Origin of the sequence: Streptomyces sp. NPDC058145 (genome assembly GCF_042884245.1) — a bacterium.
Taxonomy (GTDB): domain Bacteria; phylum Actinomycetota; class Actinomycetes; order Streptomycetales; family Streptomycetaceae; genus Streptomyces.
Genome location: NZ_JBHVUH010000019.1, coordinates 140,720 through 155,083 on the forward strand (window position 1 = coordinate 140,720; position 14,364 = coordinate 155,083).

Annotated in this window: 12 protein-coding genes; 8 read left to right on the forward strand and 4 right to left on the reverse strand. The window is 73.4% G+C overall.

All coding sequences use genetic code 11. The features are described 5' to 3' along the window. Window positions 1–74: 74 nt before the first annotated feature. Window positions 75–1,199 carry a DNA integrity scanning diadenylate cyclase DisA gene (disA, locus tag ACFVVO_RS34300; RefSeq protein ID WP_390060270.1) on the reverse strand — a complete coding sequence of 375 codons (1,125 nt, stop codon included), beginning with the start codon at window positions 1,197–1,199 and terminating at the stop codon, window positions 75–77. Between the two features lie 81 nt (window positions 1,200–1,280). Next, entirely contained in the window at window positions 1,281–2,690 is a 1,410-nt protein-coding gene (gene radA / locus ACFVVO_RS34305) for a DNA repair protein RadA (protein ID WP_390060272.1), read from the reverse strand. 197 nt (window positions 2,691–2,887) lie between these two features. On the opposite strand from radA, the gene ACFVVO_RS34310 reads away from it, so the two are divergent. Then, window positions 2,888–4,564 (forward strand): hypothetical protein, encoded by a 1,677-nt coding sequence (locus ACFVVO_RS34310; protein WP_390060274.1) that lies wholly within the window; start codon window positions 2,888–2,890, stop codon window positions 4,562–4,564. Between the two features lie 224 nt (window positions 4,565–4,788). Here ACFVVO_RS34310 and ACFVVO_RS34315 read toward each other — a convergent pair whose 3' ends face one another. Beyond that, a complete protein-coding gene (locus ACFVVO_RS34315) occupies window positions 4,789–5,616 on the reverse strand; it encodes a hypothetical protein (RefSeq protein ID WP_390060276.1) in 828 nt (275 codons plus the stop codon). 71 nt (window positions 5,617–5,687) lie between these two features. Between ACFVVO_RS34315 and ACFVVO_RS34320 the strand changes: the two genes are divergently transcribed. The 4 genes from ACFVVO_RS34320 (at window position 5,688) to ilvD (ending at window position 10,195) form a co-directional block, all read left to right on the forward strand. Continuing rightward, the gene (locus ACFVVO_RS34320; RefSeq protein ID WP_390060278.1) at window positions 5,688–6,620 is read left to right on the forward strand and encodes a Ppx/GppA family phosphatase; all 933 of its coding nucleotides are present in this window, start codon (window positions 5,688–5,690) and stop codon (window positions 6,618–6,620) included. Between the two features lie 150 nt (window positions 6,621–6,770). Continuing rightward, window positions 6,771–7,583 carry a sugar phosphate isomerase/epimerase family protein gene (locus tag ACFVVO_RS34325; protein WP_390060279.1) on the forward strand — a complete coding sequence of 271 codons (813 nt, stop codon included), beginning with the start codon at window positions 6,771–6,773 and terminating at the stop codon, window positions 7,581–7,583. Continuing rightward, window positions 7,580–8,185, forward strand: a complete 606-nt coding sequence (locus ACFVVO_RS34330; RefSeq protein ID WP_390060281.1) for a TetR family transcriptional regulator — start codon at window positions 7,580–7,582, stop codon at window positions 8,183–8,185. Before ACFVVO_RS34325 ends, ACFVVO_RS34330 begins: the two co-directional genes overlap by 4 nt. Window positions 8,186–8,341: 156 nt before the next feature. Further along, on the forward strand, window positions 8,342–10,195 hold the full coding sequence (gene ilvD, locus ACFVVO_RS34335) for a dihydroxy-acid dehydratase (protein WP_390060282.1): 1,854 nt from the start codon (window positions 8,342–8,344) through the stop codon (window positions 10,193–10,195). A 49-nt stretch (window positions 10,196–10,244) separates the two neighbouring features. On the opposite strand, the gene ACFVVO_RS34340 is transcribed toward ilvD, so the two are convergent. After that, a complete protein-coding gene (locus ACFVVO_RS34340; RefSeq protein ID WP_390060284.1) occupies window positions 10,245–12,362 on the reverse strand; it encodes a serine/threonine-protein kinase in 2,118 nt (705 codons plus the stop codon). A 183-nt stretch (window positions 12,363–12,545) separates the two neighbouring features. On the opposite strand from ACFVVO_RS34340, the gene ACFVVO_RS34345 reads away from it, so the two are divergent. From ACFVVO_RS34345 to ACFVVO_RS34355, 3 genes are all read left to right on the forward strand, one after another. Beyond that, window positions 12,546–12,863, forward strand: a complete 318-nt coding sequence (locus ACFVVO_RS34345; protein ID WP_390060285.1) for an SH3 domain-containing protein — start codon at window positions 12,546–12,548, stop codon at window positions 12,861–12,863. A 42-nt stretch (window positions 12,864–12,905) separates the two neighbouring features. Next, the gene (locus tag ACFVVO_RS34350; RefSeq protein WP_390060287.1) at window positions 12,906–13,427 is read left to right on the forward strand and encodes an EamA/RhaT family transporter; all 522 of its coding nucleotides are present in this window, start codon (window positions 12,906–12,908) and stop codon (window positions 13,425–13,427) included. 84 nt (window positions 13,428–13,511) lie between these two features. Further along, on the forward strand, window positions 13,512–14,294 hold the full coding sequence (locus tag ACFVVO_RS34355) for a class I SAM-dependent methyltransferase (protein WP_390060288.1): 783 nt from the start codon (window positions 13,512–13,514) through the stop codon (window positions 14,292–14,294). Window positions 14,295–14,364: the final 70 nt, after the last annotated feature.

Sequence of the window (14,364 nt, forward strand, 5' to 3'; positions counted from 1 at the left end):
GCTGGCGCGGGCAAGCGAAATCCACCCCGGCCGGCACCGGCACGGGGCACATGGCCAGCAGCGCTGCGCACCGGTCAGACGTAGCGCTCCAGGATCGACGACTCGGCCAGGCGGGACAGGCCCTCGCGGACGCTCCGCGCTCGGGCCTCGCCGACGCCGTCCACCGTCTGGAGGTCGTCCACGCTCGCGGCGAGCAGCTTCTGGAGCCCGCCGAAGTGCTCCACCAGGCGGTCGATGATCGCGCCCGGCAGCCTCGGCACCTTCGCCAGGAGCCGGAAGCCGCGCGGGGACACCGCGGAGTCGAGGGTCTCGGGGGAGCCCGTGTAGCCCAGCGCCCGCGCCACCGTGCCCATTTCGAGGAGTTCCGCGTGGGTCAGGGCGTCCAGCTCCGCGAGCGCCTCGTCCACCGTGCGGGACCGCTTCGCCGTGGGCTCGGGGACGTAGTCCCGGACGACCAGTTCGCGGTCGGGCTCCACACCGGCGATCAACTCCTCCAGCTGGAGGGCGAGAAGACGGCCGTCGGTGCCCAGTTCGACCACGTACTCGGCGATCTCGGTGGCGATGCGCCGGACCATCTCCAGACGCTGGGCGACCGCCGACACGTCCCGGACCGTCACCAGGTCCTCGATCTCCAGCGCCGACAGCGTGCCCGCGACCTCGTCCAGGCGGAGCTTGTACCGCTCCAGGGTGGCCAGGGCCTGGTTGGCGCGGGAGAGGATCGCGGCGGAGTCCTCCAGGACGCGGCGCTGGCCGTCGACGTAGAGAGCGATCAGCCGCATGGACTGGGAGACGGAGACCACCGGGAAGCCGACCTGCTTCGAGACCCGGTCCGCCGTGCGGTGCCGGGTGCCGGTCTCCTCCGTCGGGATCATCGGGTCCGGGACCAGCTGCACGCCGGCCCGCAGGATCTTCGACAGGTCGGAGGACAGCACGATGCCGCCGTCCAGCTTGCACAGCTCCCGCAGCCGCGTCGCGGCGAACTCCACGTCCAGGACGAAACCGCCGGTGCACATCGCCTCGACGGTCTTGTCTGAGCCCAGGACGATGAGCCCGCCGGTGTTGCCGCGCAGGACCCGCTCCAGGCCGTCACGCAGGGGCGTGCCGGGAGCCACGGCGCTCAGCGAGGCGCGCATCAGGCGATCGGAGCCGGCACTCCCACCGGACTTTCCGGGAGCTGCTGCCCGGTCGTTGGCTGCCACTGCACTCCTCCGGTCGCAGGTTCTGGGGCGCCGCCGTCGTACGCACTCGGTTCGTACGGACGGGCGAGACCTGGGCAAAGTCTACCGGCGGTCCTCCGCCTCCCGTGGGGCCTCTCGGCGACGGGAGCGCGGCAGCACCCGGAGCGCGTCCCCCATGTCGGCGACTTCCAGGACCTTCATCCCGGCCGGGACCTTCCCCGGATCGCCCGGTACGAGCGCGTGCGTGAAGCCCAGCCGGTGCGCCTCGGCGAGCCTGCGCTGCACGCCCGTGACCCGTCTGACCTCGCCCGCGAGGCCCACCTCGCCGATGGCGACGAGGTTCTTGGGCAGGGGGGTGTCGCTGGCGGCCGAGGCGAGCGCGAGGGCGATCGCCAGGTCGGCGGCGGGCTCCGAGAGCTTCACTCCGCCCACCGTCGCGGAGTAGATGTCCCGCTTGCCGAGCGCGCTGATCCGCCCGCGCTGCTCCAGCACCGCGAGCATCATCGACACCCGGGAGGTCTCCAGACCCGAGGTGGTCCGGCGCGGCGAGGGGATCTGGGAGTCCACGGTCAGCGCCTGCACCTCCGCCACCAGCGGGCGGCGGCCCTCGAGGGTGACCGTCAGGCAGGTGCCCGGGACGGGTTCGGCACGACGGGTCAGGAAGAGTCCGCTCGGGTCGGCGAGGCCCGTGATCCCCTCGTCGTGCAGTTCGAAGCAGCCGACCTCGTCCGTGGCGCCGTAGCGGTTCTTCACGCCCCGCACCAGGCGCAGGCGGGCGTGCCGGTCGCCCTCGAAGTGCAGGACGACGTCCACCAGGTGCTCCAGCAGCCGGGGACCCGCGATCGCGCCGTCCTTGGTGACGTGGCCCACCAGCAGCGTGGACATGCCGCGCTCCTTGGAGGCGCGGATCAGGGCGCCGGCCACCTCCCGCACCTGGGCCATGCCGCCGGGCGCGCCGTCGATCTCGGGCGAGGCGACCGTCTGCACCGAGTCCAGGATCAGCAGGGACGGCTTCACCGCGTCCAAGTGGCCGAGGACGGCCGCCAGATCGGTCTCGGCGGCCAGGTACAGGTGGTCGTCCAGGGCGCCGATGCGGTCGGCGCGCAGCCGCACCTGGCTCGCCGACTCCTCACCCGTCACATAGAGGGTGCGGTGCTCCTCACTGGCCGACTTGGCGGCCACGTCCAGCAGCAGGGTGGACTTGCCGACGCCGGGCTCGCCCGCGAGCAGGGCCACCGAGCCGGGCACCAGACCGCCGCCGAGCACCCGGTCCAGCTCGGGCACGCCGGTCGTGCGGGCGGTGGCCTGACGGCCGTCGACCTGGCCGATGGGCAGCGCCGAGCTGGTGACGCGGCCCGGCGCCGTCGTACGGACCGCGGGCGCGCCGTACTCCTCGACCGTGCCCCAGGCCTGGCACTCCGGGCATCGGCCGAGCCATTTGGCGGTCTGCCAACCGCACTCGGTGCAGCGGTAGGACGGGCGGTCCTTGGTGGTCTTGGTACGGGCAGCCATGCGGAAACCGTAGCCCGCGGCGCTGACAACGCCCCCCCGGGCCGCTCGCGGGCGGCCCGGTACCGGTCACGGCCCGCCGGGTCCGGGCCATGGAACGAAAGGTTCCTGTCCCCTTATGAGGGATCGTTTCACCCGTACGAATTAAAAGAGCTCAAGGCGCCGTAAGGAGCACTGCGCCGCCGCCTACGGTCGCACGGGTGATGAGCAGCAGTCCGGAGACGACGACCCGCACCACCGGCGCACATCGGACGCACCGGGAGGCGCGCGACCGAGCCGCCGCGCGCACCCTCGCGCAGCGGCCGCCGGCGCGCTACGAGCCGTATTTGGACGGTCTGTTCACCTACTGCCTGTCGGTGCTGTGCGACCACGACGCGGCCACCGCCGCCCTCGGGGACGTCCTGGCGCTGGCCGAGCGGCGCGGACAACGCGTTCCGGAGGCCGTCGACCAGCGGGCCTGGCTGTACGCACTGGCCCGCTGGGCGTGCCTGCGAGGGCTCGCCGAGGCCCGGCAGAGACGTCAGGCCACCCACGCGTCGGGCCGCCCGGCCGCCGCGAAACGGGAGGCCGATCCGCCCGTGGCGCCGGAGGTCCTGGAGCAGCGGCGCGGTGAACTCGGCCTGCTCGCCTGGCCGGAGGCGGCCGGTACCTCCCCCGAGCAGCGCGAGGCCCTGGAGCTCGCCGTCCGCCACCACCTCGCCGCGCGCGAGGTCGCCGCCGTCCTCGGCATGGCGCCCGCCGCCGCGCGCGAGCTGCTGGCCTCCGCGGCCTGCGAGGTCGAGCGCACCCGCGCCGCGCTCGCCGTGGTCGAGACCGGCGGCTGCCCGAGCGTGGCCCACCTCACCGGAGACAGCCGGCTGGTCCTCAGCACCACCCTGCGCCGCGAGCTGGTCCGGCACGTCGACGACTGCCCCCGCTGCCGCCGCACCGCCGAGCGCGCCGTACCCGGCCGCTGGCCCGGCGCCACGGTCACCCCGGCCGAGCTGCCGGTTCTGCAGGCGCCCCGCGCGGCCCTGCACGTCGCCCTGGCGCACCACCCGCGCGCGCGAGGCGCGGCCGTGCCCCGCTTCGACCGGCGCGGCTTCCCGATGGATCCCAAGGACCGCGCGGCCCGCCGCGACCGCCTCCGCGCGCGTGCCGTCACCACGACCGTCGTCGCCACCGTGGTCGCCGCCCCCGTGCTCGCCCTGTGGGCCGCCTACCGGGGCGCTCCGGCCCCCGGCGAGGACGGCCGCCCGGGCTCCGCGCGCGAGGCACAGGGCCCCGACGCGTTCGGCGGCGACGCCGGTGCCGGCTACGAGAACGCGGGGAACGCCCGGGTGAAGCCGTCCGGCGCCCCGGCCGAGGAGGGCACGGCGGACGTCTCCGTGAAGGTCGTCAGCGTCGGCGGAACCGGTAAGAAGGGCGCCGGGGAGCTGGCCGTCGGCGCGCGCACCGACGGTGACACCACGCTGATCACGCTCACCGCGTCCGGCTCGGGACCGGTGCGCTGGTCCGCGTCCACCTCGGCGTCCTGGCTCTACTTCAGCCGGTCGGCGGGAACCCTCCGCCCCGGCGAGTCGTTCACGATCAAGGTGTACGTCGACCGGCTGCGCGAGCCGTCCGGCCACTGGCACGCGCAGGTCGCGGTCTCACCGGCCGGCGCCGTGGTCACGATCGACGGCTACGGCACCGCCCCCAGCGGCCCCTCGGCCCCGCCCTCTACGCCCGCCCCCCACCCGAGTCCCTCGACCCCGGCCCACACCGACCCGCCGTCCAGTCCGCCTCCCTCGCCCTCGGACCAGCCGTCCACCCCGGCCGACCCGACACCGTCCGATCCGCCGAGCTCGTCGCCGCCGCCCACCGACGACGGCGCCCCGAGCCCGTCGGACGGCTAGGACTGTTGCGAACGTCCCTCCCCCAGCCTTCGGCCGGGGGGCGCCCCCAGCCGTGCGACGCCATGTCCGCACTCTCGCCGTACCGGGACCCGACCCGAGTACGCCCAGTACGAGGGTCATGGCCCGGCACTTCCCCAGCCTCCGGCCGGGGGGACCCCCAGAGCACGCGCCTGACGCCGCCCGGCCCGCCCTTTGGGCGAACCACGGGACTTTCGCGACAGGCCCTAGGAACGCTCCGGATCCGCCGGATGGGGTGCCACCAGTGGCAGCTGCGAGGCCAGCCGCTGCTCGCACAGCTCGGCCAGGCGGTCGTAGCCGGCCTTGCCCATCAGCTCGGTCAGCTCCGCCCGGTAGGAGACGTACACCGGCTCGCCCGCGCCGTGCGCCGACGTCGCCGAGGTGCACCACCAGTGCAGGTCATGGCCGCCCGGGCCCCAGCCCCGGCGGTCGTACTCGCCGATCGACACCTGCAGTACGCGGGTGTCGTCGGGCCGATCGATCCAGTCGTACGTCCGCCGGATCGGCAGCTGCCAGCAGACGTCCGGCTTGGTCTCCAGCGGCTCCCGCCCCTCCTTCAGGGCGAGGATGTGCAGCGAGCAGCCCGCGCCGCCCGCGAAGCCCGGACGGTTCTGGAAGATGCACGACCCCTGGAAGGGCCGGGTCTGCCGGGACCCCTCGTCGTCCTCGGAGGTCCAGCCGTTGCGGACGCCCTCGTCGTGGTGCTGCCAGATCTCCGGCGTGAGCCTCGCCACGTGGCCGGCGACCCGCTTCTCGTCGTCCTCGTCGGAGAAGTGGGCGCCCAGCGAGCAGCACCCGTCGTCCGCGCGGCCCGCCTGGATGCCCTGGCAGCCGCTGCCGAAGATGCAGTTCCAGCGAGAGGTCAGCCATGTCAGATCGCAGCGGAAGACCTGCTCCTCGTCCGCCGGATCAGGAAACTCCACCCACGCGCGCGCGAAGTCGAGCCCCTTCTCGTCACTCACCTTCGGGGCCTTTCTGGGGGTCTTGCCGGACTTGGACGACTTGTCGTCCTTCGCCTTTTTCGTCTTTGGCACGCGTCCAGGGTAAGTGGCCCCGGGCCGTTACGGGGACCGAGGACGGCGGTTCTGGCAGTAGCGTTCCGTACATGAGACTCGGTGTCCTGGACGTGGGTTCGAACACGGTGCATCTGCTGGTGGTGGACGCCCACCCCGGCGCACGGCCGCTGCCCGCGCACTCGCACAAGGCCGACCTGCGGCTCGCCCAACTCCTCGACGACAGCGGTGCCATCGGCGACGACGGCATCCACCAACTGGCCGACGTGGTCCGGGACGCACTCCAGGCCGCCGAGGACAAGGGCGTCGAGGACCTGCTGCCGTTCGCGACCTCCGCCGTCCGGGAAGCCACCAACGCCGACGACGTCCTCGCGCGCGTGGCGGACGAGACCGGCGTACGGCTCCAGGTGCTCACCGGCGCGGAGGAGGCCCGGCTCACCTTCCTCGCCGTCCGCCGCTGGTTCGGCTGGTCCGCCGGCAAGCTGCTGGTCCTGGACATCGGCGGCGGCTCCCTGGAGATCGCCTACGGCATGGACGAGGAGCCGGACGCCGCCGTCTCCCTGCCGCTCGGCGCCGGCCGCCTCACCGCCGGCTGGCTGCCCGGCGATCCGCCCGGACCCGACGACGTGCGCGCCCTGCGCCGCCACGTCCGCACGGAGATCGCCCGTACCGTCGGTGAGTTCAGCCGCTTCGGCGCTCCGGACCACGTGGTCGCCACCTCCAAGACCTTCAAGCAGTTGGCCCGTATCGCCGGTGCCGCCCGCAGCGCGGAGGGCCTGTACGTCCAGCGCGAACTCAAGCGGGAGTCCCTGGAGGCCTGGGTGCCCCGGCTGTCCGGGATGACCGCCGACCAGCGCGGGGAACTTCCCGGCGTCTCGGAGGGCAGGGCCGGCCAGCTCCTCGCCGGCGCCCTGGTGGCCGAGGGCGCGATGGACCTGTTCGGCGTGGAGAGCCTGGAGATATGCCCCTGGGCACTGCGTGAGGGCGTCATCCTCCGCCGTCTCGACCACATGGGCTCGGACTGAGTGCCCAAGGGGCGCGGAACCGTATCTGCGCATGCCGCCGCCGCGCGTGCGAGCGGCCCCGGCATGCCGTGCAACTACGCGGATGGCAAAGCTCACAATGGCGAACCGGCACCCCGCGTCCGGGCCGCCCGACCCCGTAAGGTGACGGACGTGGCTGAACCAAGGGACGTAAAGGTCGCCCTGTCGACGGCCTCGGTGTACCCGGAGTCGACGGCGACGGCCTTCGAGACCGCCGCGCGCGTCGGCTACGACGGCGTCGAGGTCATGGTGTGGACCGACCCGGTGAGCCAGGACATCGAGGCGCTGCGCCGGCTGTCCGACCACCACGGCGTCCCGATCCTCGCCGTGCACGCCCCCTGCCTGCTGATCACCCAGCGCGTCTGGTCCACCGACCCCTGGGTCAAGCTCCAGCGGGCCCGCGCGGCCGCCGAAAAGCTGGGCGCCGACACCGTCGTCGTCCACCCGCCCTTCCGCTGGCAGCGGCAGTACGCCCGCGACTTCGTCACCGGGGTGTGGCGGATGGCGAACGAGACGGACGTACGGTTCGCCGTCGAGAACATGTACCCGTGGCGCTACCGCGACCGCGAGATGCTGGCCTACGCCCCCGACTGGGACGTCACCAAGGACGACTACCGGCACTTCACGATCGACCTCAGCCACACCGCGACGGCCCGCACCGACGCACTCGCCATGATCGACCGCATGGGCGACCGGCTCGGCCACGTCCACCTCGCCGACGGCCGCGGTTCCGCCAAGGACGAGCACCTGGTCCCCGGACGCGGCACCCAGCCCTGCGCCGAGCTGCTGGAGCGGCTCACGCACACCGGCTTCGACGGCCACGTCGTGATCGAGGTCAACACCCGGCGGGCGATGTCCAGCGCCGAGCGCGAGGCCGACCTCGCCGAGGCCCTGGCCTTCACCCGGCAGCATCTCGCCTCCGCCGTGCGGGTGCCCCGGCGATGACCGGCACCACCTCGCGCCGAAGGGGCCGGCCCCCGCGCACCGAGTCCGCCGGCACCCGCGACCGCATCCTCGCCGCCGCCCGCGAGGAGTTCTCCGAGCGAGGCTACGAGAAGACGTCCGTGCGCGGCATCGCCAAGGCCGCCGGGGTCGACTCGGCGCTCGTCCACCACTACTTCGGCACCAAGGAACAGATCTTCGAGGCATCCGTCGCTGTCGCCTTCGCGCCCGCGCTCGAAGCGCCCGACGCGATCGCCGAGGTCCCGCTGGCCGAGGTCGGCGAGCGGCTGACCCGCTTCGTCCTCGGCGTCTGGGAGAACCCCACGACCCGGACGCCCCTGCTCGCGATCCTCCGCTCCGCCGTGAACAACGAGACCGCGGCGGCCGTCTTCCGCCGTCTGGTCGCCAACCAGCTGCTGCGCCGCGTGGCCGCCCAGGTGGACCTGCCGGACCCGGAGCTGCGCGCCGAACTGGCCGCCGCGCAATTGGTCGGCGCGGCGATGATGCGCTACGTGATCAAACTGGAGCCGCTGGCGTCGGCGGACCTGGAGCAGATCATCGCCCGGGTCGCGCCCGTGGTGCAGGGTCATCTGACGCAGCCCTGACACCCGCGGCCCGGCCCCGGCACCCGTGGCCGTGGAACACGCGTCCCGCATTCCGGACATGCTTGTCCATCCCTTGGAGCGGCGGCGTAGGCTCGGAGGGAGTCAGAACTCTTGTCAGAACTCCCTGGCAGAAGGTCTTCGAAGGAGCGAGCGACGATGCCCGAGCTGAGGTCCCGCACAGTCACCCACGGCCGCAACATGGCGGGCGCCCGCGCCCTTATGCGCGCCTCCGGTGTACCCGGTGCGGACATCGGCCGGAAGCCGGTCATCGCCGTCGCCAACTCCTTCACCGAGTTCGTGCCGGGCCACACCCACCTGCAGCCGGTCGGCCGGATCGTCAGCGAGGCGATCAAGGAGGCGGGCGGCATCCCGCGCGAGTTCAACACGATCGCCGTGGACGACGGCATCGCCATGGGCCACGGCGGCATGCTCTACTCCCTGCCCTCCCGCGACCTGATCGCGGACTCGGTGGAGTACATGGTCGAGGCCCACTGCGCCGACGCCCTGGTCTGCATCTCCAACTGCGACAAGATCACCCCGGGCATGCTCATGGCGGCCCTGCGCCTGAACATCCCGACGGTCTTCGTCTCCGGCGGCCCGATGGAGTCCGGCCGGGCCACGCTGGTCGACGGCACGGTGCGCACCCTGGACCTCGTCGACGCGATCTCCGACGCCGTCAACGACAAGATCTCCGACGAGGACATCCTCCGCATCGAGGAGAACGCCTGCCCGACCTGCGGCAGCTGTTCCGGCATGTTCACCGCCAACTCGATGAACTGCCTGACCGAGGCCATCGGCCTCTCCCTGCCCGGCAACGGCTCGGTCCTCGCCACCCACACCGCCCGCCGCGCCCTGTACGAGAACGCGGCCCGCACGGTCATGGACCTCACCCGCCGCTACTACGAGCAGGACGACGACACCGTCCTGCCGCTCAACATCGCCACCTTCCAGGCCTTCGAGAACGCCATGGCCCTGGACATCGCGATGGGCGGCTCGACCAACACGATCCTGCACCTGCTGGCCGCCGCCCAGGAGGCGGGCGTCCCGTTCGGCCTGGAGGAGATCAACGCCGTCTCCCGCCGCGTCCCCTGCCTCGCCAAGGTCGCGCCCAACGTCGCGAAGAACCGCACGTACTACATGGAGGACGTGCACCGCGCCGGCGGCATCCCCGCCCTGCTCGGTGAACTGCACCGCGGGGGCCTGCTCAACGAGGACGTCCACGCCGTCCACAGTCCCTCCCTGTCCGACTGGCTGAAGACCTGGGACGTCCGCGGCGGCTCCCCGTCGCCGGAGGCCGTCGAGCTGTGGCACGCGGCCCCCGGCTGTGTCCGCTCCGCCGAGGCCTTCTCCCAGTCCGAGCGCTGGGAGGCCCTGGACGACGACGCCGAGAACGGCTGCATCCGCTCCGTCGAGCACGCCTACTCCAAGGACGGCGGCCTCGCGGTCCTCAGGGGCAACCTGGCCGTCGACGGCTGCGTGGTGAAGACCGCCGGCGTCGACGAGTCGATCTGGACCTTCGAGGGCCCGGCGGTGGTCTGCGAGTCGCAGGAGGAGGCCGTCCAGCGGATCCTCACCCAGGAGGTCAAGGACGGCGACGTCGTCGTCATCCGCTACGAGGGCCCCAAGGGCGGCCCCGGCATGCAGGAGATGCTCTACCCGACCTCGTACCTGAAGGGCCGGGGCCTGGGCAAGACCTGTGCCCTGATCACCGACGGCCGCTTCTCCGGCGGCACGTCCGGCCTGTCCATCGGCCACGCCTCCCCGGAGGCGGCCTCCGGCGGCACCATCGCCCTGGTCCAGGACGGCGACCGCATCCGCATCGACATCCCGAACCGCACGATCGAGCTGCTGGTCGACGAGGCGGAACTGGCCCGGCGCGACCAGGCGCTGGGCGGGGTGTACGCCCCGAAGAGCCGCGACCGCAAGGTCTCCGCGGCGCTGCGCGCCTACGCGGCCATGGCCACCAGCGCCGACAAGGGCGCGGTGCGCGACGTGAGCAAGCTGGGCTGACCCGGAGTCCCGCGCGGGGCCGCCTCCCACCGGGCGGCCCCGCGCCGTCTCACCAGGCCGAGGGATCCTTCGCGGGCACGGTGAACACGGTGCCGTCGGGGGCGGTGGCGTGGACGCGCGGGCCGGCGAGGAGCGGAGCCGGCAGTACGGCGGTGACCGTGCCCGAGTTCCGGCCGAGCCGGGGCGGCGTCTGCCCGACCAGACTTCCGTCGCGCGCGTCGACGGCGATCAGCCGCCCGTCGGGCGCGCTGAAGTAGACGTGGTCGGCGGAGGACACCGGTGCCGAACCACGGCTCACGGACGTCTCCAGGTGCCACAGCCGCCGGCCCGTACCCAGGTCGACGGCGTCCAGCGAGCCGCCGGCCGCCAGCACGTGCACCACACCGCCGCGCACGTCCGCTTGGGGCGCCACCCGCCGGACGGGCAGCGCGACCCGGCGCACCGAACGCGACGCGGGCGCGTAGCGCACGACACCGGTCGCGTCCCCCGTGGCCGGATCGACGGCCAGCAGGAACAGCGCACCGCCCTCACTGCCGACGACCCGCAGCGAGCCCTTCAGACGCGCGCTCCACCGGACGGCACCGGAGCCCGGGTCGAGGGCGGTGATCAGCGTGTACGCGCCGTCCGCCGAGGTTCCGGCCGCGTAGGCCAGGGGGTCACCGCCGGGGAGGGTCAGCGAAGCGGTGTCGCGTTCGGAGACCCGGCGGTGCCACTTCCGGGCTCCCGACGACGCGGACGACCCCGTGACCGTCCCGTCGGTGCCGGTGACCAGCAGCGTGCCGCCGCTGAACCGCGCCGCTCCGCGCGCGGGCAGGTCCCGCTGCCACCGCGGCTCACCGGAGGCGGGGTCGAGCGCCGCCACCCGGCGGCCACCGTCCACCGGCACCAGGAGCAGGCCGTCCGCGAGGGCCGGCGCCCCGCTCGCCCGTTCCCCGGCGACCGGGTGCCGCCACAGCAGCGCACCGTTCGCCGGGTCGAGCGCGAACGCCACGCCGGCCCGGACGCACAGCAACTTTCCGCCCCCGTAGACGCATTGCGGCATCCCGGAGCCCTTGCCCATGGGCTTCGCCTGCCACGAGGCGACGGCGGCGGCACCGGCCGGCACACCCGTCGACCGGGCGACCGGAGCACCGTCGTCGCGCGGCCACAGCAGCCCGGTGAGCACGCCACCCAGCACGACGGCGAGCACCCCGGCGGCCAGGGCCACGTGCTTGCCGGACCGGCTCCGGGGCCCGGGCTCGGCCTCGGGTGCGGGCGCCGGCTCCGCCGCGGCGGACCTGGGCGGCGGGGTGTCGTCGCCGGTCCGCTGCGCGGGTATGAACGCCTGGGTGTCGTACGAGGCGGCCACCGAGCGCAGTTCCCGCATCAGCTCGTCCGGCGTCGGCCGGTCCTCCGGCTCCTTCGCCAGACAGCGCAGCAGCAGCGGCGCCAGACTCTCCGGCACCCCGGTCAGATCCGGCTCGTCGTGCACCACCTGGTACGCGACGACATAGGGACTGTCCGAGTCGAACGGCCCCCGCCCGGTGGCCGCGTGCACCAGCACCGACCCGAGGGCGAAGATGTCCGCCGCCGGGCCGACCTCCCGGGGACGCCGGAACTGCTCGGGCGCCATGAACGGCGGAGTCCCGATCAACTTGCCGGTCTCGGTCCGCAGTTCACTGTCCTTCGGCCGGGAGATGCCGAAGTCGATGACCTTCGGCCCGTCCTCGGCGAGCAGGACGTTGCTCGGCTTGAGGTCCCGGTGCACGACGCCCACCCGGTGGATGTCCCGCAGGGCCTCCGCCAGTCCGGCCATCAGGCGCCGAAGCTGCGCCGGCGGCATGGGCCCGTTCTGCTTGACGTGGTCCGAGAGGGTCGGGCCGGGGATGAACAGCGTTGCCATCCAGGGCCGTTCGGCGTTCGGGTCGGCGTCCACGACCGGAGCGGTGAAGGCCCCGCTCACCCTGCGGGCGGCGGCCACCTCCTGCCGGAAACGCCCCCTGAACTCGCGGTCCCTGGCGAACTCGGCGTGCACGACCTTCACCGCGAGCTTCAGCCCGGAGTCACTGCGGGCCAGATGGACCACGCCCATGCCACCGGAGCCCAGACAGGACTCCAGGCGGTACTGACCGGCGTACTCGGGAAGTTCCGCTTCCGCGCCGGTTCCGGTGCTGCGCTGCGGCGCCATGGACCACCCCCGTGCTGTTCGTCCGTGCGCGCGACGCACGGAGCCTAGTCGATGACTCGTACGGGACCGAGGCGGCTTGCTAGCCTCCGCGTGCGAGTCGCGCACCCGGGTCCCGGGGCGCGGCGCGCGAGGCAATGAAGGGGACCCCATCGCAGGCATGGGGCTCAACGGGGGAGGACTGTCATGTCCGTCGACCACACCGACGCGTCCACGAGCGGCGGCGAGAGCGAGTCGCTGACGACGGAGGCGACCGTACGCACGTACCCGGTCGCGCCCGGAGTCCGCCTCAACGTCCGCAGCGGTCCCGGCACCGGCTACGACATCGTCCGGGTCCTTTCCGAGGGTGCCAGCGTCCCGATCTTCTGCCAGACGCCCGGCACCACCGTGACGGGTCCGTACGGCACCTCGAAGATCTGGGACAACATCAACAACGGCGAGTTCGTCTCCGACGCCTACGTACACACCGGCAGCGACGGCTACGTCGCCTCCCGCTGCTCCTGACCCCGCCCGGAGCCCGCCGGCGCCCGGAGCCATAATCGTCCTGTGAGCGACGAAACCGGCACCCCGGAGGACCAGGCGGGCTCCGCGCGCGGCGAGGCCACGGGCGGCGGACCGCGCCCCGAACCCCTCCGTTTCTTCGGCACCTCCTGGGTGGACCACGACCACGGGTACGCGGCCCGCCGGGCCGGCGTGGCGGCCGGCTCCCTCGCCGCGGCCGTCGTCTCCTGCCTGGTGCTGCGCTTCGCCTACGACGGCCTCCGGATCGCCGGCACCGGCGCCTTCGTGACCGTGCTGATCACCGCCATGTTCGCGATCTGCAGCGCGCTGGCCTTCCGCAACACCTGGGAGGGCTTCGGCAAGCGGCACGACCCCCAGCGACAGGCCTCGCTGCGCGGCCTGCTCGCCATCGGCTTCGTCGGCTCCCTGCTGGCCCACTTCTTCCGCGCCCTCACCGAGGCCCCGGGCGAGAAGCTGCACCGCGAGGAGTACGACAAGGCCCGCGAGGAGTACGAGCTCCGGTCCTCCCGGCGCACGGGCAACCCGTCGAAGCGGAAGCGCCGCTGACACGGGGCCGGCGGTACGGCTCGTCGCCGCCGTGCCCGTGAACCCGCTTGTGTCCCCACCCTCCGGCGTGGACAGCATGGCGGTATGACCACGTCCCACACCGCCGAGCCGTCGCGCGGCCTGCGTGCCCACTCCTTCAACGCGGCGGCCGCCCAGTACGCCGCGAACCGCCCCTCCTACCCGCCCGCCCTCCTGGACACCGTGGAGGAACTGGCCGGCCGCCCGCTGTCCGGCGCCCGGGTCGTGGACGTCGGCGCCGGCACCGGTATCGCGACCGCCCTGCTGCGGGCCCGAGGGGCCGACGTCCTCGCGGTCGAACCGGGGGAGGGCATGGCCGCCGAGTTCCGCCGCTCCCTGCCGGACGTCCCGGTCGTGCGGGGCAACGGCAACGCCCTCCCCGTCGCCGACGCCCACGCCGACCTCCTCACCTACGCCCAGGCCTGGCACTGGACCGACCCCGCCCGGGCGGTGCCGGAGGCGCTGCGCGTGCTGCGTCCGGGCGGGACGCTGGCGCTGTGGTGGAACACCGACGCCGTCGACGTCGAGTGGATCGCCGAGTCGGCCGAGCGGACCGGTCGTTTCTTCGGCGTCGACATCCCCGCCGAGAAGCGCGGGGCCGGCGACCGCGCGCAGGCCGACCCCACCGGGCGCCTGCGCTTCACCCGCCGTGACATCCGCTGGAGCCGCCGCGTCCCGCTGGACACCCACCTCGCCAACATCGGCAGCCACTCGGCGTTCCTGGTCGCCCCGGCGGAGCGCAGGGACGCCTTCCTCGAGGAGGAGCGCGGCCATCTGCTGAAGGTCTTCCCGGACGGCGTCGTCGAGGAGACGTACGACGTGCTCCTGCTCGTCGCCACCAAGCCCTGACACCAGAGGACCAAGGACAGAGAAGCGGGGGCCGGGGGCCACACCCCCCCCCCGACCGACAGGGTGGACC